Origin of the sequence: Rhodovarius crocodyli (assembly GCF_004005855.1) — a bacterium.
Taxonomy (GTDB): Bacteria; Pseudomonadota; Alphaproteobacteria; order Acetobacterales; family Acetobacteraceae; genus Rhodovarius; species Rhodovarius crocodyli.
Genome location: NZ_SACL01000005.1, coordinates 280,978 through 301,208, shown reverse-complemented (window position 1 = coordinate 301,208; position 20,231 = coordinate 280,978). Strand labels below are relative to the sequence as shown.

General features: G+C 69.5%; 17 protein-coding genes and 1 riboswitch. Of the genes, 8 read left to right on the top strand and 9 right to left on the bottom strand.

From position 1 onward, the window contains the following. Positions 1-4: 4 nt before the first annotated feature. From EOD42_RS16265 to EOD42_RS16255, 3 genes are all read right to left on the bottom strand, one after another. On the bottom strand, positions 5-964 hold the full coding sequence (locus EOD42_RS16265) for a Bug family tripartite tricarboxylate transporter substrate binding protein (protein WP_127788605.1): 960 nt from the start codon (positions 962-964) through the stop codon (positions 5-7). Between the two features lie 48 nt (positions 965-1,012). After that, positions 1,013-1,702, bottom strand: coding sequence for a GntR family transcriptional regulator (locus EOD42_RS16260; RefSeq protein WP_127788604.1), 690 nt, complete (start codon positions 1,700-1,702; stop codon positions 1,013-1,015). Between the two features lie 284 nt (positions 1,703-1,986). Beyond that, the gene (locus tag EOD42_RS16255; protein WP_164867973.1) at positions 1,987-2,952 is read right to left on the bottom strand and encodes a hydroxyacid dehydrogenase; all 966 of its coding nucleotides are present in this window, start codon (positions 2,950-2,952) and stop codon (positions 1,987-1,989) included. Positions 2,953-3,119: 167 nt separating this feature from the next. Here EOD42_RS16255 and amyA point away from each other — a divergent pair, with 167 nt between their 5' ends. Continuing rightward, a complete protein-coding gene (amyA, locus tag EOD42_RS16250) occupies positions 3,120-4,601 on the top strand; it encodes an alpha-amylase (RefSeq protein ID WP_127788602.1) in 1,482 nt (493 codons plus the stop codon). 6 nt (positions 4,602-4,607) lie between these two features. Here the strand turns inward: amyA and EOD42_RS16245 are convergent, their stop codons facing one another. The 3 genes from EOD42_RS16245 to EOD42_RS16235 are packed head-to-tail and all read right to left on the bottom strand — an operon-like array spanning position 4,608 to position 10,070. Then, complete coding sequence (locus tag EOD42_RS16245; RefSeq protein ID WP_206020377.1) at positions 4,608-6,131, bottom strand: sensor histidine kinase; 1,524 nt, start codon at positions 6,129-6,131, stop codon at positions 4,608-4,610. Further along, positions 6,067-6,939, bottom strand: a complete 873-nt coding sequence (locus tag EOD42_RS16240) for a CheR family methyltransferase (RefSeq protein WP_127788600.1) — start codon at positions 6,937-6,939, stop codon at positions 6,067-6,069. Before EOD42_RS16240 ends, EOD42_RS16245 begins: the two co-directional genes overlap by 65 nt. Continuing rightward, positions 6,936-10,070 carry a response regulator gene (locus EOD42_RS16235; protein WP_127788599.1) on the bottom strand — a complete coding sequence of 1,045 codons (3,135 nt, stop codon included), beginning with the start codon at positions 10,068-10,070 and terminating at the stop codon, positions 6,936-6,938. Before EOD42_RS16235 ends, EOD42_RS16240 begins: the two co-directional genes overlap by 4 nt. A gap of 298 nt (positions 10,071-10,368) precedes the next feature. Continuing rightward, positions 10,369-10,573: riboswitch (cobalamin riboswitch) on the top strand. A 98-nt stretch (positions 10,574-10,671) separates the two neighbouring features. Between EOD42_RS16235 and metE the strand changes: the two genes are divergently transcribed. Further along, entirely contained in the window at positions 10,672-12,987 is a 2,316-nt protein-coding gene (metE, locus tag EOD42_RS16230) for a 5-methyltetrahydropteroyltriglutamate--homocysteine S-methyltransferase (protein ID WP_127788598.1), read from the top strand. Positions 12,988-13,053: 66 nt separating this feature from the next. Next, entirely contained in the window at positions 13,054-13,986 is a 933-nt protein-coding gene (gene metF / locus EOD42_RS16225) for a methylenetetrahydrofolate reductase [NAD(P)H] (RefSeq protein WP_127788694.1), read from the top strand. A 27-nt stretch (positions 13,987-14,013) separates the two neighbouring features. Here the strand turns inward: metF and EOD42_RS16220 are convergent, their stop codons facing one another. After that, positions 14,014-14,259: a DUF2171 domain-containing protein gene (locus EOD42_RS16220; RefSeq protein WP_127788597.1), complete on the bottom strand. Its 246-nt coding sequence runs from the start codon at positions 14,257-14,259 to the stop codon at positions 14,014-14,016. Between the two features lie 198 nt (positions 14,260-14,457). On the opposite strand from EOD42_RS16220, the gene EOD42_RS16215 reads away from it, so the two are divergent. Continuing rightward, on the top strand, positions 14,458-14,877 hold the full coding sequence (locus EOD42_RS16215; protein ID WP_206020376.1) for an MgtC/SapB family protein: 420 nt from the start codon (positions 14,458-14,460) through the stop codon (positions 14,875-14,877). On the opposite strand, the gene EOD42_RS16210 is transcribed toward EOD42_RS16215, so the two are convergent. Further along, positions 14,819-15,307, bottom strand: coding sequence for a hypothetical protein (locus EOD42_RS16210; protein ID WP_127788595.1), 489 nt, complete (start codon positions 15,305-15,307; stop codon positions 14,819-14,821). The two genes, EOD42_RS16215 and EOD42_RS16210, sit on opposite strands and share 59 nt — an antisense overlap. Before the next feature lie 190 nt (positions 15,308-15,497). On the opposite strand from EOD42_RS16210, the gene EOD42_RS16205 reads away from it, so the two are divergent. The 4 genes from EOD42_RS16205 to EOD42_RS16190 all read left to right on the top strand — a co-directional run bounded on the left by EOD42_RS16205 (position 15,498) and on the right by EOD42_RS16190 (position 19,885). Next, positions 15,498-16,265 (top strand): LamB/YcsF family protein, encoded by a 768-nt coding sequence (locus EOD42_RS16205; protein ID WP_127788594.1) that lies wholly within the window; start codon positions 15,498-15,500, stop codon positions 16,263-16,265. Between the two features lie 99 nt (positions 16,266-16,364). Next, the gene (locus EOD42_RS16200; protein WP_127788593.1) at positions 16,365-17,939 is read left to right on the top strand and encodes an ABC transporter substrate-binding protein; all 1,575 of its coding nucleotides are present in this window, start codon (positions 16,365-16,367) and stop codon (positions 17,937-17,939) included. A 78-nt stretch (positions 17,940-18,017) separates the two neighbouring features. Continuing rightward, positions 18,018-19,241: a hypothetical protein gene (locus EOD42_RS16195; protein ID WP_127788592.1), complete on the top strand. Its 1,224-nt coding sequence runs from the start codon at positions 18,018-18,020 to the stop codon at positions 19,239-19,241. Beyond that, positions 19,238-19,885, top strand: coding sequence for a hypothetical protein (locus EOD42_RS16190; protein ID WP_127788591.1), 648 nt, complete (start codon positions 19,238-19,240; stop codon positions 19,883-19,885). Before EOD42_RS16195 ends, EOD42_RS16190 begins: the two co-directional genes overlap by 4 nt. On the opposite strand, the gene EOD42_RS16185 is transcribed toward EOD42_RS16190, so the two are convergent. Further along, positions 19,866-20,114 (bottom strand): DUF2934 domain-containing protein, encoded by a 249-nt coding sequence (locus EOD42_RS16185; RefSeq protein ID WP_127788590.1) that lies wholly within the window; start codon positions 20,112-20,114, stop codon positions 19,866-19,868. The two genes, EOD42_RS16190 and EOD42_RS16185, sit on opposite strands and share 20 nt — an antisense overlap. Positions 20,115-20,231: the final 117 nt, after the last annotated feature.

Below are 20,231 nucleotides of genomic sequence, written 5' to 3'. Positions count from 1 at the left end.
TTCCTCAGTTCAGCCGGATGCCGGCGGCCTGGATCACGCGGTTCCACTTCTCGGTTTCCGAGGCGAAGAAGGCGCGGGATTCGGCGACGGTGCCGCCCACGGGGGTAATGCCGAGCCCGGCCAGGCGCTGGACCACGGCAGGGTCGGCCAGCACGGCGCGGGTGTCGGCGTTGATGCGTTCCAGCAGCGGCGCGGGCACGCTGGCGGGGGCGGCGAGTGCCAGCCAGGCGGTGGCGACATAGCCGGGCACGCCCGCTTCCCCGACCGTCGGCACATCGGGCATGGCGGGCGAGCGCGTGGCGGAAGTGACCGCCAGCGGCCGCACGGAGCCCGCCTGGGCCAGCGGCGGAATGGTGGGCAGGTTCTCGAACATCAGCTGGATGTTGCCGGCGACCAGGTCGTTCAGCGCCGGGCCGCTGCCGCGATAGGGCACATGGGCGATCTGCACGCCGGCGGTCAGCAGGAACAGCTCACCCGCCATGTGGGTGGAGCTGCCATTGCCGGCGGAACCGAAGCTGAGCCCGCCGGGGCGGGCGCGCGCCAGCGCCACCAGCTCCCTCAGGTTCTGCGCCGGCACCTGGGGGTTCACGACGATCACGTTGGGCAGCTCGCCCAGCACCGTCACCGGGGCCAGCTCCCGCGCGGGGTCATAGTTCAGGCGCGGATAGATGGCGCTGGCGGCATGGATGCCCAGCGTGCCGAGCAGCAGCGTGTAGCCATCGCCCGGCGAGCGCGCGACATACTCCGCGCCGATGTTGCCGCCGGCGCCGGGGCGGTTCTCGACCACCACGGGCTGGCCCCAGCGGGTGCCCAGATGCTCACCCACGATGCGGGCAAGGACGTCACCCGATCCACCGGGCGCCAAGGGCACCACGATGCGCACGGGCTTGGTCGGGAACTCCTGAGCATATGCGCCGCAGGAGAGGAACGCCGCGATGGCGGCGGGTAGCAGACGACGGAACATGGTGGGCTTGTCCTCTTGGCGGGATCAGCCGCGTGACTGGCGTTTTTCTTATGGTTTCAGCGTGCCCGAGAGCACGGACAGGTAGAGTTCGCGGCCAGCGGCGATGTGGCGCCGCATGGCGGTTTCGGCGGCGGGGGCATCCCCCGCGGCGATGGCGTCCAGGATCTCCGAGTGTTCCTCGGCGATGTGGCCCGGGCGGTCGGGCACGCGGCTGGCGAGCTGGCGATAGCGCTCGAAGCCCAGCATCACCTGCTCATGGCAGGCGGCGGCGGAATGGTTGGCGGCCAGGCGGCGCAGTTCCTCGTGGAAGTCGAGCCCCACGGAAAGCGTCAGCTCCGCATCGCCCAGCGCCTGCACGCGCTGGTGGCGGGCATGGATTTCCTTCAGCCGGGCGGCGCTGGCCTGGCCCGAGGCCACCCGCCGCGCGGCGGAGGCGGCGAGCAGCCCTTCCAGCACCTCTCGCGTGGCGGACAGCTCGTGCATCTCACCCATGGAGAGGGCGGGGATGCGCAGGCCCTTGGGTTCGCGCTGCAGCAGGCGCAGCTGCTCCAGCCGGCGGATGGCGTCGCGCAGGGGCGTGCGGCTGACGTCATAACGCGCCGCGAGGCGCTCCTCGGTCTCCAGCGTGTCGTCGGCCAGCTCACCGCTGATGATGGCGTGCAACAGGCGGCGGAACACCATCTCGGCGGCGGTAACGCCGGAGGGCGGGCGGTCGGTGGCGCTGCTGTCCCATCTCATGGGTGCATGAATCCATGTATACAGAACTTGCGCAAGGGGGGTGTTGTCAGGGGCGTTGCCCCCGACACCCCCACCAGGGACTCTGCCCTTGGAATCCGCCAGGACCGTAGCGGACCTCCCCCCCGGGGAGTGGATGCTACATCTTGATTATTATCATGAAATTGGCGCCCCGCCTGCAAAGGTAGGGCGCCAAACTATCATCAGGTCCAGGAGATATTATCTCCTGGCGGGGAGTTTGAGGGGCGGCGCCCCTCAATGGGGGCTCAGGGGCAAAGCCCCTGACCTCACCTCACCACCTCGCGGTTCACCACCGCGTCGATGTCGTACTCGCCTGCCAGATACCCCATCGCATTCCCTGCCGAATCCCAGCTCATGCGCTGCAGCCCTTCGGCGGTGCTGGCCGCGACATGGGGCGTGATGACCAGGCTGTCATGGGCCAGCAGCGGGCCGACTTCCACCATCGGCTCCACCTTCAGCACATCCACACCCGCGCCAGACAGATGGCCGGAGCGCAGGGCCGCATCCAGCGCGGCTTCGTCCACCAGCGTGCCGCGGGCGGTGTTGATCAGCACCGCGCCGGGCTTCATCGCGGCCAGGAAGGCGGCGTTCACCATGCCGCGCGTCGCGTCGCTGGCCGGCAGGTGCAGCGTCACGATATCGGCGGCGGCCAGCCCCTCGTCACGGTCCTTGACCACCTCATAGCCCGCGCCGCGAATGGTGCCGGCGGGCATGAAGGGGTCATGCACGCCCACCTTCATGCCGAAGGCCGCGCACAGCCGCGCCACGCGGGTGCCGATGCGCCCGAAGCCCAGGATCAGCACGCGGCGGCCGCCGAGCTCGAAGGTCTGGGACTGGCCCTTCACCCGCCATTCGCCACGGCGCACCCCGGCATCCACCGGCAGCACCCGCCGCGCGATGGACAGCATCAGCATCAGCGCGTGTTCCGCGACGGAAGCCGCATTGGCCTCGGGCGTGATCATCAGCGCGATGCCGCGCTTCGTCAGGGCGGGCACGTCCACCAGGTCATAGCCCACGCCATGCCGCACCACGACCTTCAGCTTCGGGGCCTGGGCGATCAGTGCCTCATCCACCACGGTGCCGCGCACGATCAGCCCCTCGGCATCCTTCAGCCGGGCGGCGAGGTCGCTGCTCGCGGCATTGCCCGGATGGTCGACAGTGACGCCGGGGGCGTCGAGCAGGCGCTGGATGCCGTCGGGATGGATGGGGTCGACGACGACGATATGGGGCATGGAACGCTCCGTCTGGGCTGCCGGTTCAGCCGGCAGGCGGTCAAGCGCACGGTGGTTTTCCACCGGCCCTGCCTTGGTAGGGCGGCTCGGGGTTTTCGACAATCTGGCCCGGCAACCCGGCAGTGCCGCAGCGGTTATCCGATCGCCCCCAAACCCTCGGAGCCGAGATGCCGCCTCGCACGCTGATCCAGTACTTCCATTGGTACACGCCCACGGGCGGCAGCCTGTGGCGGGAGGTCCGCGACAAGGCGGCATGGCTGGCCGAGAGCGGCATCACCGATGTCTGGCTGCCGCCGGCGGGCAAGGGGGCCTCGGGCGCGAACTCCGTCGGCTATGACGCCTATGACCTGTTCGACCTGGGCGAGTTCGACCAGAAGGGCAGCGTCGCCACCAAGTACGGCACCCGGCAGGAGCTGGGCGAGGCCGCCCGGGCGCTGCGCGATGCCGGTGTGCGCGTGCTGTTCGACGTGGTGTTCAACCACAAGATGGGCGCCGACGAGACGGAGCGCGTCCGGGTGCGCCGCGCCAACCCCGACAACCGCACCGAGATCGAGGAGGAGGCCTTCGAGGCCAGCGCCTATACGAAGTTCACCTTCCCCGCGCGGGCAGGGAAACACTCGAAGTTCATCTGGGATGCCCGCTGCTTCAGCGGCGTGGACCGTATCGAGGACCCCGGCGAGGACGGCGTGTTCAAGCTGGTCAATGAGTACGGCGACGGCGAGTGGAACGCCGAGGTGGATCTGGAGAACGGCAATTTCGACTACCTCATGGGCGCCAACATCGAGATGCGGAACAACGCCGTCTATGAGGAACTGAAGTTCTGGGGCCGCTGGATGGCCGAGCAGCTTCCCCTCGACGGCTTCCGCCTGGATGCCGCCAAGCACATCCCGGCCTGGTTCTTCCGCGACTGGGTGGGCCATATGCGTGAGGCCGTGAGCCCCGAGCTGTTCGTGGTCGCGGAGTTCTGGCAGCCGGACATGGAGGCCAACCGCACCTATCTGGAACGCACCGACCGCCAGCTGTCGCTGTTCGACGTGGCGCTGCATCACCGCTTCCACGATGCCTCGAAGGCTGGAGGCGACTACGACCTGCGCACCATCTTCGATGGCACGCTGGTGGCAGCGGAGCCGGCGCATGCCGTCACCATCGTGGCCAACCACGACACCCAGCCCCTGCAGGCAATGGAGGCGCCGGTCGAGCCCTGGTTCAAGCCGCTGGCCTATGCGCTGATCCTGCTGCGGGAGCAGGGCGTGCCCTGCATCTTCTACCCGGACCTGATGGGCGCGCGGTACAGCGACGCGGGCGGCGACGGGCAGGAGCATGAGGTCGAGCTGCCGGCCATCGGCGCGCTGCCCGGGCTGATCCAGGCCCGGCAGCGCTTCGCCCACGGCCCGCAGACCGACCTGTTCGACGACCCGCATGTGCTGGCCTTCATCCGCCACGGCACCGCGGAGGCACCAGGCTGCGTCGTCATCCTGACCAACCGGGAGGAAGCGACGAAGATGGTGGAGCTGGGCCCCGATCATGCGGGAGCCGCCTTCCGGGATTTCCTGGGCCATTGCCAGGAACAGATCACGGCAGATGAGCAGGGCAGGCTGACCGTGCGCGTGCCCGGCGGCAGCGTCAGCGTCTGGGTCAGGGCCGAATAGGCGGGCTCAGATGTCGTGCATGCGCAGCGACATCGGTGCCGCGCGGTCCACGGCCGTGCGGACCGCGCCCATGCCCGCATCGTCATCCAGCGGCAGGCGCAGCGTCCAGGTCACGCCCTCGCCGCCGAACTCGCAGCACGCCTCGCCACCTTCGGCGCGCAGGCTTTCCTCGATCAGCATGGTGCCGAAACCCGCGCGTGAGGGCTGGGAGACGGCAGGCCCGCCGCGTTCGATCCAGCGCACTTCCAGCCCTTGATCGGCAACCTGCCAATGGACGTTGAGCACGCCGCTGCGGCTGGACAGCGCGCCGTACTTGTTGGCGTTGGTCGTCAGCTCATGCAGCACCAGGCCCAGATGCAGGGCGGTCTGGGGCGGCAGCCGCACCTCGGGGCCCGAGACCTCAAGCTGGCTGTCGTCGATGGTGCCGAGGCGCAGCTGGTGGTCGAGCAGGTCGTGCAGCATCGCCCCGCTCCAGGTCGCGTCGCTCAGCAGGGAATGCGATTTCGCCAGGGCCTGCAGCCGGCCCGAGAAATCCTGCGCGAAGGCGTCCAGGTCCGGGGAGGAACGCAGGGTCTGGTTCGCGATGGCCTGCACCGTGGCCAGGTTGTTCTTCACGCGGTGGTTCAGCTCACCCAGCAGAAGCCGCTGCGTGGCTTCGGCGCGGCGGCGTTCCGTCACGTCCAGGATCTGGGCATGGGCTGAATCGAGGCGCCCGCCCGGGCCCTGAAGCACCGAGCTGTACCATTCGGTGTCCAGCATGGTGCCGTCCTGGCGGCTGAGCCTGATGTTGCGGACGGTCCGCCCGCCGGCATGCAGCTCGGCCTCCAGCTCCGCGAAGGCGGCGGCGGCCTCGCCGCGTGCCCAGCCCGCTTCCGCGGCGCGCTGGCCCAGCATGTCCGCGCGCGTCCAGCCGAACAGCCGCTCCGCGCTCAATGACCATTCGACGATGCGGAAATCCTGGTCGAACCCCACCACGGCCAGGGGGGAGTTGTCGGCATGCGCCTCGATGCGTTCCAGCGCCCGGGCCAGCTTGGCGGCGCCGGCGCGCAGGTCGTCGCGCTGGCGTGCCAGTTCCTGGCGCTGCCGGGCCAGGTCGAAGAAGACGCCGGCCTTGCTGGTCAGCATCTGCGGGTTCAGCGGCTTGAACAGGAAATCGACGGCGCCGGTCTCATAGCCACGGAAGTGGCGGCGCTCATCGGTCGCCACCGCGGTCAGGAAGATGATGGGCACGCGGCGGGTGCGCTCGGTGCCGCGCATCAGCTCCGCCAGCTCGAAGCCGTCCATGCCGTCCATCTGCACGTCCAGCAGCGCCAGCGCGAAATCGTGCACCAGCAGCAGTTCCAGCGCCTCCGGCCCGGAGCGGGCGCGATACAGCGCCAGCCCCTCGCGCTTCAGCAGCGCCTCCAGCGCGAACAGGTTCTCCTCCAGGTCATCGACCAGGAGGAACTTTACCTCGCCCGAGCTGTCATTGTGCATGGCCGTTCCCTCGGGGCGCGGGCAGCGCCCTGGCGCGGCGATAGATCCGCTCATTCCCGGCAAATTCCGTGAAGGCGGCCGATTCTGTCGAGAAGCGCACCGTTTCCTGCCCGCCGAGGCCGAGGAAGCCGCCCGGCACCAGCGCGCCGGCGAACAGGCCCAGCGCCCGGTCCTGCAATTCCCGGTCGAAATAGATCAGCACGTTGCGGCAGGAGATGAGATGGACCTCGGAGAACACTTCATCCGACACCAGGCTGTGGTCCGAAAACACGGTGCGCGCCCGCAGCGTGCGGTCGAACACGGCCGCGCCGTAGCCGGTCGTGTAATATTCCGACAGCGACGACCTGCCGCCCGAGCGGCGATGGTTCTCGGTAAACAGAGCAATACGGTCCAATTCGTAGATTCCGGCCTCGGCCTTACGCAACGCTGCCGGATTGATATCGGTTGCATAGAAAATGGTGCGGGATTCAAGGCCTTCCTCGCGGAACAGGATCGCGAGGGAATAAAGCTCCTCCCCGTTCGCGCAGCCGCACACCCAGACCTTCAGCGAGGGGTAGGTGCGCAGGTGCGGGATCACCTGTTCGCGCAGGATGCGGAAATAGTCGGGGTCGCGGAACATCTCACTGACCTGGATGGTCAGCATGTCGATCAGCTCTGGCAGGATGGCGGGGTCATGCAGCAGGCGGTCCTGCAGCAGGGACAGGCTGCGGCACTCGAAGCGGCGCTTCGCCTCCTCCAGCCGCCGCAGCACGGAAACCCGGGAATAGCCGCGGAAATCATAGTGATAGCGCTGGAACAGGGCCTCCAGGAAAAGCGCTGCCTCCAGTTCCTCGGTTTGCCGCGGAGAGGTCCAGACCCTCATCGCGGCATCCACACGCGCACCAGGGAGAGCAGCTTGTCCACATCCAGCGGCTTGGCGAGGTAGTCATTGGCGCCCGCGGCCAGGCATTGCTCCTGGTCCTCGGGCCGGGCCTTGGCCGTGAGCGAGATGACCGGCAGGTTCTTCCATTCCGGGCGCTTGCGGATCTCCCGCGCGGCGGTCAGCCCGTCCATCTCGGGCATCATCACGTCCATCAGCACGATGTCCACCGGCGCGGTTTCGCCCTGCTGGGCGCGTTCCAGGGCACTCAGCGCCTCCAGCCCGTTGCGGGCGATCGTCACGGTGGCGCCGTGCGGCTCGAAGATGCTGGTCAGCGCGAAGACGTTGCGCACGTCATCCTCGACCACCAGGATGTGGCGGCCCTCGATGGTGGCGTCCCGGTTCATGGAGCGGGCCAGCATGCGCTGGGTCTGGTCCGGCAGGTCGGAGACGACCTTGTGCAGGAACAGCGTCACCTCATCCAGCAGCCGTTCCGGGGACTTGGCGCCCTTGATGATGATGGAGCGCGAGTGGCGGCGCAGCCGCATCTCCTCCTCCACCGTCAGGTCGCGGCCGGTATAGACGATGACGGGCGGGAAGCCCGCATCCTCATCCGCGTGCAGCTGTTCCAGCACCTCGAAGCCCGAGGCATCGGGCAGGCTGAGGTCCAGCACCAGGCAGTCGAAGGTATAGCGCCGCAGGGCGGTCACGCATTCGGCCGCGCTGGCGGCGCCGATCGCCTCCACCCCGTCCGAGGACAGCAGCGACTTCAGGCTTTCCAGCTGGGTCGCGTTGTCCTCGACGATCAGGATGCGGCGGATGTCCCCGCCCAGGCGCTTGTCCATGCTCTCCAGCGCCTGGATCAGCTGCTCGCGCTTCACGGGCTTCAGCATGTAGCCCACGGCGCCCAGCGACATGGCGGCCTGGGTATAGTCGCTGACCGAGACGACATGCACCGGGATGTGCCGCGTGCGGGTGTCGCGCTTCATGCGCTCCAGCACCGAAAGGCCGGTGTGGTCGGGCAGGCCCATGTCCAGGATCACGGCATGGGGCAGGAACTGGCGGGCGGAGGCCACGCCGCCATCGGCCGTGCCCTCGACCACGCAATGGAAGCCGCGCTCCTGCGCCAGGTCGTACAGGATGCGGGAGAAGGCGGGGTCGTCCTCCACCACCAGGATCACGCGGCGGCTGCCGTCCAGGCGGTCTCGGTCATCGGTGAAGGCGGCGGGGCGGGCCAGAAGCGTCTCGGCAGCCTGCGGCGCGGCGCCGCGGCGGGGCGCGGGGCGCGGCTCGTCGATCAGCATGGCGGGCGCGGGGCGGGTGGCGCCGCCGTCGCGTGCCGGCACCTGGCTGGGGTCGAAGATCTCCGGCACGCAGAGCGTGAAGGCGCTGCCCTGGCCGGGCACGCTCTCGACCTCGATATGCCCGCCCAGCAGCCGCGCCAGCTCACGCGAGATGGACAGGCCGAGGCCGGTGCCGCCGAAGCGGCGGTTGATCGTGCCGTCGGCCTGGCGGAAGGCCTCGAAGATGACCTGCTGCTGGTCGGCCGGGATGCCGATGCCGGTGTCGCGCACGGTGAAGGCCAGCTGCCCCTTCGGCCGGCGGGAGACGGCGAGCCGCACCTCGCCGCGTTCCGTGAACTTCACCGCGTTGGAGAGGAAGTTCTTCAGCACCTGTTCCAGGCGCTGGATGTCGGTGTCGATCTCGACCGGCGCATCGGCCGCGATCTCGGTCCGCATCGCGATGCCCTTCTCGGCGGCCAGCGCGCGGAAGGTGGCGGCCAGCTTCTCGATCGTGGGGGCGATGCGCTCGCGGCTCGGCTGCAGTTCCAGCTTGCCGGCCTCGATCTTGGAGATATCGAGGATGTCGTTGATCAGCAGCAGCAGGTCGTTGCCCGAGCCCTCGATGGTGCGGGCATACTTGATCTGCTCCTCCGTCAGGTTGCCGCCGCGGTTGTCGGACAGCAGGCGCGCCAGGATGAGCAGGGAGTTCAGCGGCGTGCGCAGCTCATGCGACATGTTGGCGACGAATTCGGATTTGTAGCGGCTGGCCTGCTCCAGGTCCCGCGCCTGGGCGCGCAGGGCGGCCTGCGCGTGTTCCAGATCGTCCTTCTGGACCTCCAGCTGGCGGGTCTGCTCCTCCAGCTGGACATTGGTCTGCTCCAGCTCGGACTGCTGGCGCTCCAGCTCGATCTGGGATTCCTTGAGCGAGCGGCCCTGCTGCTCCAGCTCCTCGTTGGAGACCTTCAGCTCCTCGGTCTGCTGCTGCAGCTCATCGGCCTGCTTGCGGGTTTCCTCCAGCAGGTCCTGCAGGCGGGCGCGGTACTTGGCGGAGCGCAGGGCCAGGCCCGTCGCGCGGGAGATCTGGGTCAGGAAGGCCTCGGCATCCGGGTGGATGGCGCCGAGGAAGCCCAGCTCGACCACGCCGATCACTTCCTCGTCGAGGAACAGCGGGGCGATCAGCAGCCGTGAGGGCTGGGACTGGCCGAGCCCGGTGCCGATCCGCATGTGGTCGCCCGGCACATTCTCCAGCACGAAGCTGCGGCGCTCGCGGATGGCCTCGGCCAACAGGCCGCCTTCGATGTCGGCGCGTTCGGGCAGGGCGGCGGGGTCGGGCACGCCGAAGGTGGCGCTGCGCAGGAAGCCCGCGTTGCGGCGCACGAAGATGGCGGCGGCCTGGGCGCCCAGCCGGTCCGACAGGAAGGCCAGGATGTTGTGGGCCAGCTCATCCAGCTTCTGGTCGCCGGACATGCGGCGCGCCAGCATCACCTGGCCGTCCTGCAGCCAGTTCTGCCGGCGCATCACCAGCTTGCTGCGCACGAAGAAATAGCCGGACACCCCGATGGTCCAGGCCGTGAGGACGCCGAAGCCGCGGTTGATCGCGACCACGAACGGGTCGCCGCCGGGCGGGCTCATGAACCAGCCGGCGGTGGTGGCCGCCATGGTCAGCGCCGCCAGGACCAGCGGCACGCTAGGCTGCCAGACCAGATAGGCCAGCGCCATCGGGAACAGGTAGAAGACCCAGGTCGCGATATTCAGCGGCAGTATCAGGTCACTGAGGAAGACCAGGCCCATGGACAGGGCTATCGCCGCGTGGATGGCGGTCTGGATTCGGGGCGTGACGACCTGGTTCATGGGCACTCTGCGTCGTTGAGGCATCGCTCTCGGGAGCGGGCCCTTCATCTAGCCGCGCCGGGCGCCGCCTTGAAGCGAGTCCTTGCGCCCGCACGCTCCCGATCCGTGCCGCAGGGCCTGAAAACCATGAATTTCTGCCGAGAGACCGCGCCCTGGCGGGTTGGACCGCCCTCGGGCCGTGCAGCGGGGGATGGTGCGGCGGTTCCGGCGCCGCTGCTGTCCGGTATCGCAACAACTGAATCTGCATTTCAGCATATAAAAATATCATTATGTGATTTGACGTCCGCGCGGATCTCTGCGACACAGCCAGGGTCAAGGTTCCCCCGCCCGTGCCCGCACGGCGCGGGGGCTAAGAGGGAATGCCGGTGCGATGCCGGAGCTGCCCCCGCAACTGTGACCGGCGAGCCGGGATCCGGAATGCCACTGGCGCCGACAGGCGCCGGGAAGGCGGATCAAGGCGATGACCCGGGAGCCAGGAGACCTGCCTCGACAGATAACGTCCTCCGGCGGGGTGCCCGGTCAGGTCGCGTCGGACCCGCGGGCGCCAGCGCCGCGCGGGCGCGCGCCCGGCTGTCCTCGTCGCAACACATCAGGTGAGGTCATGACCGTAACCGTTGCCACTCTGGGCTTCCCCCGCATCGGCCCGCGCCGCGAGCTGAAGACCGCGCTCGAAAGCTACTGGTCCGGCAAGTCCGGCCGGGGTGAGCTGCTGGCCACCGCCGCCGGCCTGCGCGCCGCCACCTGGGCCCGCCAGAAGGCGCTGGGCGCCGACATCGTGCCCAGCAACGACTTCTCCTTCTACGACCAGGTGCTGGACACCAGTGCCATGGTGGGCGCCGTGCCGGCGCTCTATGGCTGGAAGGGCGGGCCCGTCGACCTCGACACCTATTTCGCCATGGCGCGCGGTGCCCAGGGCGGCGCGCATGAGGAATGCGGCGCCGGCTGCACGCACAAGGCCGTCGATGTCCCGGCTTCCGAGATGACCAAGTGGTTCGACACGAACTACCACTACCTGGTGCCCGAATTCGCGCCCGGCCAGGCCTTCGCGCTCTCCTCCACCAAGGTGATCGACGAGTATCTGGAGGCCAAGGCCCAGGGCATCGCGACCCGCCCCGTGCTTGTCGGGCCCGTCACCTTCCTCAAGCTCGGCAAGGGCGAGGCCGACCGGGCCGCGCTGCTGCGCGCCCTGCTGCCCGTCTATGCCGAGGTGCTGAACCGCCTGGCCGCCGCGGGCGCCGAATGGGTGCAGATGGACGAGCCCTGCCTGGTGCTTGACCTGGCCGATGAGGACCGCGCCCTGCTGGCCGAGGCCTATGCCGCGCTGGCCCAGGCCGCACCCGCCGTGAAGCTGATGCTGACCACCTATTTCGGTGCGCTGGGCGACAATCTGGAAACCGCGCTGGCGCTGCCGGTGGCCGGGCTTCACCTCGACCTGGTGCGCGCGCCGGAACAGCTGGCGCTGGCCGCGAAGGCCCCGGCGGGGCTGGTGCTGTCGCTCGGCGTGATCGACGGGCGCAACGTGTGGCGCGCCGATCTGGAAGCCATCCTCGACCGGCTGGAGCCGGTGGTGAAGTCGGGCCGCCAGATCATCCTCGCGCCCTCCTGCTCGCTGCTGCACACGCCGATCGACCTCGCGCTCGAAACCGCGATCGACCCCGAGGTGAAGAGCTGGCTGGCCTTCGCCGTGCAGAAGATCGAGGAGCTGGCCACCCTGGCCCGCGCCCTGAACGAGGGGCGCGCCGCGGTCGGCGACCGCCTCGCGGCCTCCAGCGCCGCCGCCCGGGCGCGCCGCACCTCCCCCAAGATCCATGACGCCGCGGTGGGCGAGAGGCTGGCCCAGGTGAGCGATGCCATGGCGCGCCGCCAGTCGCCCTTCCCGGAGCGCCGCCGGGTGCAGGTGGAATCCCTCGGCCTGCCGGCCTTCCCGACCACCACCATCGGCTCCTTCCCGCAGACCGAGCAGGTGCGGAAGGCGCGCGCCGCCCATGCCAAGGGCACGCTGACCGATGCCGACTACCAGGCCTTCCTGCGGGCCGAGACCGCCCGCACCGTGAAGTGGCAGGAGGATATCGGCCTGGACGTGCTGGTCCATGGCGAGTTCGAGCGCAACGACATGGTGCAGTATTTCGGCGAGCAGCTGTCGGGCTTCGTGTTCAGCAAGGCGGGCTGGGTGCAGTCCTATGGCTCGCGCTGCGTGCGCCCGCCCATCCTGTTCGGCGACGTGTCCCGCCCCAGCCCCATGACCGTCGCCTGGTGGCAGTATGCCCAGAGCGTGACCACCCGGCCGATGAAGGGCATGCTGACGGGGCCGGTCACCATCCTCAACTGGTCCTTCGTGCGCGACGACGTGCCGCGTTCGCTGGCCTGCCGGCAGATCGCGCTGGCCATCCGCGACGAGGTGGCCGACCTGGAGGCCGCCGGCGCCCGCATCATCCAGATCGACGAGGCGGCACTGCGTGAGGGGCTGCCGCTGCGCCGGGGCGACTGGGCGGAATACCTGCGCTGGGCGGTGGAGAGCTTCCGCCTCACGGCCTCGGCCGTGGCGGACCGCACCCAGATCCACACCCACATGTGCTACTCGGAGTTCAACGACATCATCGCCGCCATCGGCGACATGGATGCCGATGTGATCTCCATCGAGACCGCGCGTTCCAAGATGGAGCTGCTGGGCGCCTTCGCCGACTACCGCTATCCGGCGGAGATCGGCCCGGGCGTCTATGACATCCATTCCCCGCGCGTGCCGGCGGTGGAGGAGATGACCGAGCTGCTGGAGGCCGCGCGCGGCAGGCTGGCGCCCGAGCAGCTGTGGGTGAACCCCGATTGCGGCCTCAAGACCCGGAAATGGCCGGAAACCGAGGCGGCGCTGGTGAACATGGTCGAGGCCGCGCGGAAGGTCCGCGCCCTGGTCCCGGCCTGAGGCGACACGGCGCGGCCGCCCGCCCGCGGCCGCGCCCCATCACGCGGAGACGTCCCGATGAGCATGATGCAATCCACCCTGGCCCGCTGGCTGGACACGCCGCGCGTGGCGATGCTGCCCTCGCCCGCCGCCCAGCCGGCGCCGAAACTCTCCTTCGAGTTCTTCCCGCCCAAGAGCGAGAAGCTGGAGGCCGATCTGTGGGCCTGCATCAGGCGGCTGGCGCCGCTCGGGCCGCGCTTCGTCTCCGTCACCTATGGCGCGGGCGGGTCCACCCGCGCCCGCACGCATGACACGGTGGCGCGGCTGGCGCGCGAAACCTCGCTGACGCCCGCGGCCCACCTGACCTGCGTGGGGGGAACGCGTGAGGAGGTGGACGAGGTCGCACGGGCGTACTGGCAGGCCGGGGTGCGCCACATCGTGGCCCTTCGCGGAGACCCGCCGGCCGGCTCCGCCCGCTATGAGCCGCATCCGGGCGGCTATGCCCAGGCCGAGGACATGGTGCGCGGCCTGCGCCGGGTGGGTGATTTCGACATCAGCGTCGGCGCCTATCCGGAGGGGCATCCGGTCGCGCTGTCGGCCGAGGCGGACCTGGATTTCCTGAAGCGGAAGATCGATGCCGGGGCGACGCGCGCGATCACCCAATACTGCTTCGACACCGACACGATCCTGCGCTTCCTGGACCGCTGCCACGCGGCGGGCATCCGCGCGCCGATCGTTCCTGGCATCATGCCGATCGCGAATTTCACCAGCCTCAGCCGTTTCTCGGCCATGTGCGGCGCGTCCGTGCCCGCCTGGCTGGCGCGGATGTTCGAGGGGCTGGAGAACGACCCGGAGACGCATCAGCTGGTGGCGGCCACGGTGGCGGCCGAACAGGTGCGGGTGCTGCGGGCGAATGGGGTGGATGAGTTCCATCTCTACACGCTCAACCGGCCGGAACTGAGCCTGGCGGTGGCGCGCATCCTGGGCGTGCGGCCCCAACAGGAAGGGAAGGGGGCGTGACCGGCCGCGCCGGCCCGCCCCCCTTCCTCAGTGGCGCTGCTGCGCGCTGAGCGTGCGCTTGGCCTCGCCCGAGTTCATCGACAGCACCACCTGCCCGTTCTCGACCGCCTTCACGCTTGAGAGCGGCAGGGTGTGGTGGTGGCCCTGGCCATGCGGGTCGCTGTCGCGGGTCAGCTTCAGCTTGTCGCCCTCGACATGGTCCACGGTGCCGACCGGGTTCCCGCAGGAACCGACGATCTTCATGTGATCCTTGATCTGCGTAGCGTTCATCATGGTTGGTCCTCCTTTCACGGCGATATGTGCCGCTGCATGAAGAACGCCTCTACCCCCCATGCGGTTATGTCCCGGCTGATGGCGGCATATCGCGGGCTTGGCGGGGTTGGGTGCGGATCGTTCGCCCTCCCGCGGCAACGTTGCGCTTCCGGCGGGGTTGATGGCGGTGGGCAGACAGCCCGACAGGAGCGCCGCGCGTTGATCGACACCTTTTCCCTCGCCCCACACCTGATCCCGATCGGCATCGCCTATCTGCTGGCCATCCCCATCGGCTGGGACCGCGAGCAGGCGGAGCGCAGCGCGGGCCTGCGCACCTTTCCGCTGGTGGCCATCGCGGCCTGCGGCTTCGTCGAGGCGTCGCAGAACATGAGCGAGGGCCACCCCGACGCGGCGGCCCGCATCATCGAGGGCGTGATCACCGGCGTGGGCTTCATCGGGGGCGGGGCCATCATCAAGCACGGCACTTCCGTCTCGGGCACCGCCACGGCGGCCAGCCTGTGGGCCACGGGCGCGGTGGGGGTGGCCTGCGGGCTCGGTGTCTATGACGTGGCGGTGCTGATCAGCGCGGCGACGTTCCTGACGTTCCGCCTGCTGGCGCCGCTGAAGCGGGAGGGCTAGCGGCCAGCTGGTCCTGTTCCTCCAGCCAGCGCAGGCAGCCGCGCACCTGCGGCGCGCACACGCCGTTCTGCCCCGCCACGTCGTCATTGTCGCCGGTGTAGTTCAGGCTGATCACGCGGTTCTGCCGCACGCGCACCACCGTGTGGCAATAGCTGCCGCTGGCGCCGATCCGGAACCCCACCCCGCCCACGAAGGGCGCGCTGAGATTGACCCCGCCGGTCGAGGCGTTGGTCTGCTCATAGGACATGATCTCGCTGCCGTCGCTGAGCGTGCGGGAGCGTTGCGGGATGCCGGCGCAGGCCATGAAGCTGTTGGCCTCCATTCCCACGATGCGTCGCCTGGCTTCCTCCGAGACGCGGGTGCCGGGCGTGGCGCAGGAGGCAAGCAGCAGGGCGGGTAACAGCACGCGAAGCATGGACAGGTTGGTCATGCGGACCTCCCTCGGAGTTGGACATGATGGGCCCCTTGGGGCGGGGGCCTGTGGCCCCGGGCGGCGGGTCGCCGCCGGCCGGGCGCGCGTGGCGTCCGGCCTGATGCGCCGCAGCATGTCACGGGGGCAACGGCTACTCAACCCAAAGCCTGCGTGACATGCTGGCCGCGACAGCGCAGGAGCCCCCGCCATGATGATCGACCTGAACTCCGACCTGGGCGAGGGCTTCGGCAGGTGGAAAAGCGGCGAGGACGAGGCGCTGATGCCGCTGATCTCCTCGGCCAATGTCGCCTGCGGCTATCACGCGGGTGATGCCGCCATCATGACCCGCACGGTCGAGATGGCGAAGGCGCATGGCGTGGATGTCGGCGCCCATGTCGGCCTGCCGGACAAGCTGGGCTTCGGCCGGGTGGCGATGGACATCGACCCGCGGGAGCTGGCGAAGCACGCGCTGTATCAGCTGGGCGCGCTCTACGCGATCGCGAAGGCGCAGGGCGTGCGGGTGGTGCATGCCGGCGGCCACGGCGCGATGGACGCGATGAGCCGCAAGAACCCCGCCTATAACGAGCGGATGATGGAGGTCTTCGCGGCCTTCGATAAAGATCTGATCATCCGCGCCATGCCGAACGGCAACAAGGCCGCCTTCGCCAAGTCACTCGGCCTGCGCACCATTGGCCTGATTTTCGCCGACCGTGCCTATGACGATGACGGCAACCTGGTGAACCGCGCCATCCCGAACTCGGTGATCACCGATGAGGAGGTGGTGGTGCAGCGCGTGTCCCAGTTCATGCATGACAGCACGATCACCGCCATGTCCGGCAAGATCATCAAGTTCGATGCGAAGTCGATCCTGGTGCACAGCGACACGCCGGGGGCCGTGCAGATCGCGCAGGCGGTGCGCCGCACGGTCGAGGCCGGGGGCGGGAAGGTGGTTCCGGCCTCCCGCATGCTGGACTGATCGGGCGGCAGGTTCTACCCAGCCCGGGCACACGGCAGTTTACGCATACCATGCCCCGCAGACGCCGAACGGCGCGTGGGGCTGCTGAAAGGAAGCATCATGCTTCGTCGTTCCGTTCTCCAGGGTGCCGCGGTGGCCCCCTTCGCCGCCCCCCAGCTGGCCTCCGCCCAGGCGCGCCCGCTGCGCTATGTGCCGCAATCCGACCTCGCGGTGCTGGACCCGCTGGGCACGCTGAACCTGGTGACCCGCACCCATGCGCTGATGGTGTGGGACACGCTGTTCGGCCTGGACGCGAATTTCCGGCCGCAGCTGCAGATGCTGGAAAGCGCCACCCAGGAAAACGACGGCAAGGTGTGGCGCCTGAAGCTGCGCGAGGGCCTGCGCTTCCATGACAATGAGCCGGTGCGCGGGCGCGACGCCGTGGCGTCCCTGCGCCGCTGGGCGCAGATGGACGCCTATGGCCGGACGCTGATGGCGCTGACCGATGAGCTGACGGCGCCCGACGACCGCACCATCCTGTTCAAGCTCAAGACGCCCTTCCCGCATCTGCCGGCGGCACTCGCCAAGATCACGGTGCTGGCCCCGGTCATCATGCCGGAGCGCATGGCCAACACCCCGGCCAACCGGCTGACGGAATATGTGGGCTCGGGCCCGTTCCGTTTCCGCACGGATGATTTCGTGGTGGGTTCCAAGGCGATCTACGAGAAGTTCGCGGGCTATGTGCCGCGCAACGAGGCCCCGAGCCTGACCGCCGGCGGCAAGCATGTGGCGGTGGATCGCGTCGAGTGGCTGTCCATGCCGGATGGCGGTGCCGCCTCGGCCGGCCTGATCAACCGCGAGATCGACTGGTGGGAGGCGGCACTGCCCGACCTGCTGCCGCTGCTGGCCCGCCGCCGCGACATCACCATCGGCAACGCCGATGTGTCGGGCACCATGGGCTGCTTCTACATCAACCACCTGCATGCGCCCTTCAACAACCCGGCCGTGCGCCGGGCGGTGCTGGGCGTGATCGACCAGGCCGCGCTGATGACCTCGGTGGCCGGCACCGACCAGTCGCTCTGGAACGGCCGCGTGGGCGTCTTCTGCCCCAACACCCCCTTCGCCACCCAGGCGGGGATGGAGGTGCTGACCGGCCCGCGCAACATCGAGGCCGCGAAGGCCGCCATCCGCGCCGCCGGCTATAACGGCGAGAAGGTGGTGGTGCTGCAGCCGGCGGACCTCGCCAGCCTGTCCGCCATGGCGGAAGTCATGGCCCAGCTGCTGCGCGACCTGGGCATGAACGTCGACATCCAGACCGCCGACTGGGCGACGGTGCTTCAGCGCCGCACGAAGCGCGACCCCATCGAGCAGGGCGGCTGGACGCTGTGCCCGAACTCGGCCCCCGGCCTGCAGACGCTGGACCCGGCGGTGCATTTCTGGATCCGCGGCAACGGGTTGCAGGCCGCCGTGGGCTGGTGCGACAGCCCGACGCTGGAGGGCCTGCGCGACCAGTGGCTGGCGAGTGCGGACGCCGACCAGCAGAAGCGCCTGGCCACCGAGATCCAGACCCAGTGCTGGAAGGATGTGCCGTATTTCCCGGCCGGCCAGTTCTTCCAGAAATCGGCCTGGCGCAGCAATGTCGCGCGCAGCGTGAACGAGATGGCGGTGTTCTGGGGCGTGACCAAGCGCGACTGAACTTCTGTGTTCCGGTCTTGCGGCCGGAACACATGAACTTCCGGCCATTCTGTGATAGCCTGCGGGCAAAAGCACAGAATGGCCATGCCGTCCTTCATCCTCCTGCTTCTTCTTGCCTTGCTGCCTGTCGCGGCCCCGGCCGCGCCGCCGGATCGGGCGGCGCAGCTGCTGGCCCTGACCCCGCGCCCGGCCACGGTGGCCGCGCGGCCCGACCGCGAGACCCTGGCTGAACAGCTGCGCATCGAGCGCGCGATGCAAAGGGCCTGGCCCCGGGGCCAGGCGCGCCTGCGCCCGCCGCTGGAAGAGGCCTGCATCGTGCCGGTGCTGCGCAACTGCCAGGTCGACGGCTTCGGCAGCCTGGCCAGCGAGGACGGCACCATTCGGCTGTTGTGGCAGCGCCAGCGCGGCTTCACCCCGCGCGACGGCACGCGGGCCGGCATCGTGGTGCTGCGGCCGCGCGGCATCGGCTGGGAGCCGCTGACCTGGGCTTTCGATGGTTCCTCCTATGGCGCGCCGGTGCTGCTGCGCGACGGTGAGGCGCATCTCCTCCACATCCCCGGCCGCAGCGGCGGCACCGGGCGGGGCTCGGTGGACATGCTGTATGCCGGCGACGGCCGCGCGCCGTGGCGGGAAGTGGAGCTGGTCAGCTGGCAGGACACCCTCGCGGCGCGGCTGCCCGCCGGGCTGACACCCTGGCAGGGCGCCAGCTTCGACCCCGCGGCGATGCGGGCCCTGGTGCCGCTGGGCCGTGCGGATGATGCGATGTGCTGCCCCCGTGGCGGCCAGGCGCGGGTGGGACTGCGCGTGGAGGGCAACCGGCTGGCCGTGGCCTCGGTCGCGCTGGAGACGGCGGCGGCCGCCTGCCCGGCGGAGCGCGCGCGCTATCGGGCAGGCGACATCGAGGCCGACCTGCTGCGCGCCGGCCCCGGCACACCGGCCGAATCCGACCTGCTGCTGCGCCTGCGCCTGCCGAACGCGGAACGCTGGTTCCGCTTCGCGCAGGCCCAGGGCTACGGCACCATCACCATCCTGCCGGTGGAGCCGCCGGGCCCCGCCACCGCCGAGGACGGCATCCAGGACATGCCCATCGAGGCGGATCTGGTCGCGCAGCTGCATCTGCTGCCGATCGCGGCGGACCTGACGATCCTGACCGAGGCGCCGCATTCCGGCAGGCCCGCCCCGGCGCATCTGCTGCTGCCGGGCTTCGGGCGGGTCATGCATTACGGGCTGCTGCCGGGGCTGGGCGAGCAGCGCGGCTTTCCCACCGCCTTCTGGTCCCTGGACGGCTGCCGGGCGGAATGATGCCGCAGGCCCGCTTCCTGCTCTCGCCCTCCTGGGAACAGGGCGCCTTCTTCGACAGCGCCAGCCGTGAGCCCATCCCGGGCGCGGAACTGCACCGGCACATGCGCATCGAGGACGACCGCGCGGCCGATGCGTGGATTTTACTGTTCCATGACCTGGCCGACCCCGATGACCCCTGGCGCGCGCGCTATCTGGCGCCTGATGGGGCAGGGCGCATGGAGCAGGCCGGCCGCGACCTGCTGCGCCGCCTGCAGGAACACGCGCCCGGATGCTGGTCCATGGAGCCGCAACCCTGGCCGCGCGGGCCGTGCCTGCCGGCCGCCACGCTGCGTATCAGGGCCGAGTATGAGGGCGAGCCGCTGCGCGTCGGGGACCAGCCGGTGCGGGCGCACCGCCTCGGCATCTCCTGGAACCTGTCGCGGGATTTCGAGCGCTGGCAGAACCGCTTCGACGAGGATGCCGACCCCTCGGTGGCCGGGCGCTGGTCAACCGAGGAGCGTGCAGCGCATGAGGAACAGGGAGCAGCCCTGGCCCTTCGCCTGGCCCGAGAGCTGGTCGCCACCGGCCGCGAAGACACGGAAGTGCTTCATTGGTCCGCGAGCCAGGGCGACTGGCGCGGGATCGCTACTGCTCGTCTTGCTTGACCGAGGGGTGTTCGCCCGTCGCGCCCGTCACGACCGAGGATGAAGGCGGGTCGCTGGCGGGGAAGCTGCCGGCGACCTCCTTGTCGGTCTTGCTCTCTTCCTTGTCGATCTCGCGCTTGGCCGCGTACCAGAATTGCTGGTCCTGGCCGGCGGGCGAACCGGCCGCCTGCCACAGCTCATGGGCCTTCTCGCGAATGCGCTGCTGAAGCAGCTCGTATTCGTCCGCCATGGTGTCCTCCCGTTCGGCGTCTTGCCTGTAGAACCGGCCACGCCGCGGGAGGTTTCAGTTGCCGATGGCGGCCTTGTCGGCAGAGGCCCGCCAAGGGGCCCGCGCGCGCTCATCCGC

Bases quoted from the DNA above. Each gene is read 5' to 3' on its own strand.
- EOD42_RS16210 (WP_127788595.1), bottom strand. From the start codon at position 15,307: ATGACCAACCTGTCCATGCTTCGCGTGCTGTTACCCGCCCTGCTGCTT.
- EOD42_RS16220 (WP_127788597.1), bottom strand. From the start codon at position 14,259: ATGATGAACGCTACGCAGATCAAGGATCACATGAAGATCGTCGGTTCC.
- EOD42_RS16205 (WP_127788594.1), top strand. From the start codon at position 15,498: ATGATGATCGACCTGAACTCCGACCTGGGCGAGGGCTTCGGCAGGTGG.
- metE (WP_127788598.1), top strand. From the start codon at position 10,672: ATGACCGTAACCGTTGCCACTCTGGGCTTCCCCCGCATCGGCCCGCGC.
- EOD42_RS16265 (WP_127788605.1), bottom strand. From the start codon at position 964: ATGTTCCGTCGTCTGCTACCCGCCGCCATCGCGGCGTTCCTCTCCTGC.
- amyA (WP_127788602.1), top strand. From the start codon at position 3,120: ATGCCGCCTCGCACGCTGATCCAGTACTTCCATTGGTACACGCCCACG.
- EOD42_RS16200 (WP_127788593.1), top strand. From the start codon at position 16,365: ATGCTTCGTCGTTCCGTTCTCCAGGGTGCCGCGGTGGCCCCCTTCGCC.
- EOD42_RS16260 (WP_127788604.1), bottom strand. From the start codon at position 1,702: ATGAGATGGGACAGCAGCGCCACCGACCGCCCGCCCTCCGGCGTTACC.
- EOD42_RS16195 (WP_127788592.1), top strand. From the start codon at position 18,018: ATGGCCATGCCGTCCTTCATCCTCCTGCTTCTTCTTGCCTTGCTGCCT.
- EOD42_RS16185 (WP_127788590.1), bottom strand. From the start codon at position 20,114: ATGGCGGACGAATACGAGCTGCTTCAGCAGCGCATTCGCGAGAAGGCC.
- EOD42_RS16190 (WP_127788591.1), top strand. From the start codon at position 19,238: ATGATGCCGCAGGCCCGCTTCCTGCTCTCGCCCTCCTGGGAACAGGGC.
- EOD42_RS16255 (WP_164867973.1), bottom strand. From the start codon at position 2,952: ATGCCCCATATCGTCGTCGTCGACCCCATCCATCCCGACGGCATCCAG.
- EOD42_RS16235 (WP_127788599.1), bottom strand. From the start codon at position 10,070: ATGAACCAGGTCGTCACGCCCCGAATCCAGACCGCCATCCACGCGGCG.
- metF (WP_127788694.1), top strand. From the start codon at position 13,054: ATGCAATCCACCCTGGCCCGCTGGCTGGACACGCCGCGCGTGGCGATG.
- EOD42_RS16245 (WP_206020377.1), bottom strand. From the start codon at position 6,131: ATGAGCGGATCTATCGCCGCGCCAGGGCGCTGCCCGCGCCCCGAGGGA.
- EOD42_RS16240 (WP_127788600.1), bottom strand. From the start codon at position 6,939: ATGAGGGTCTGGACCTCTCCGCGGCAAACCGAGGAACTGGAGGCAGCG.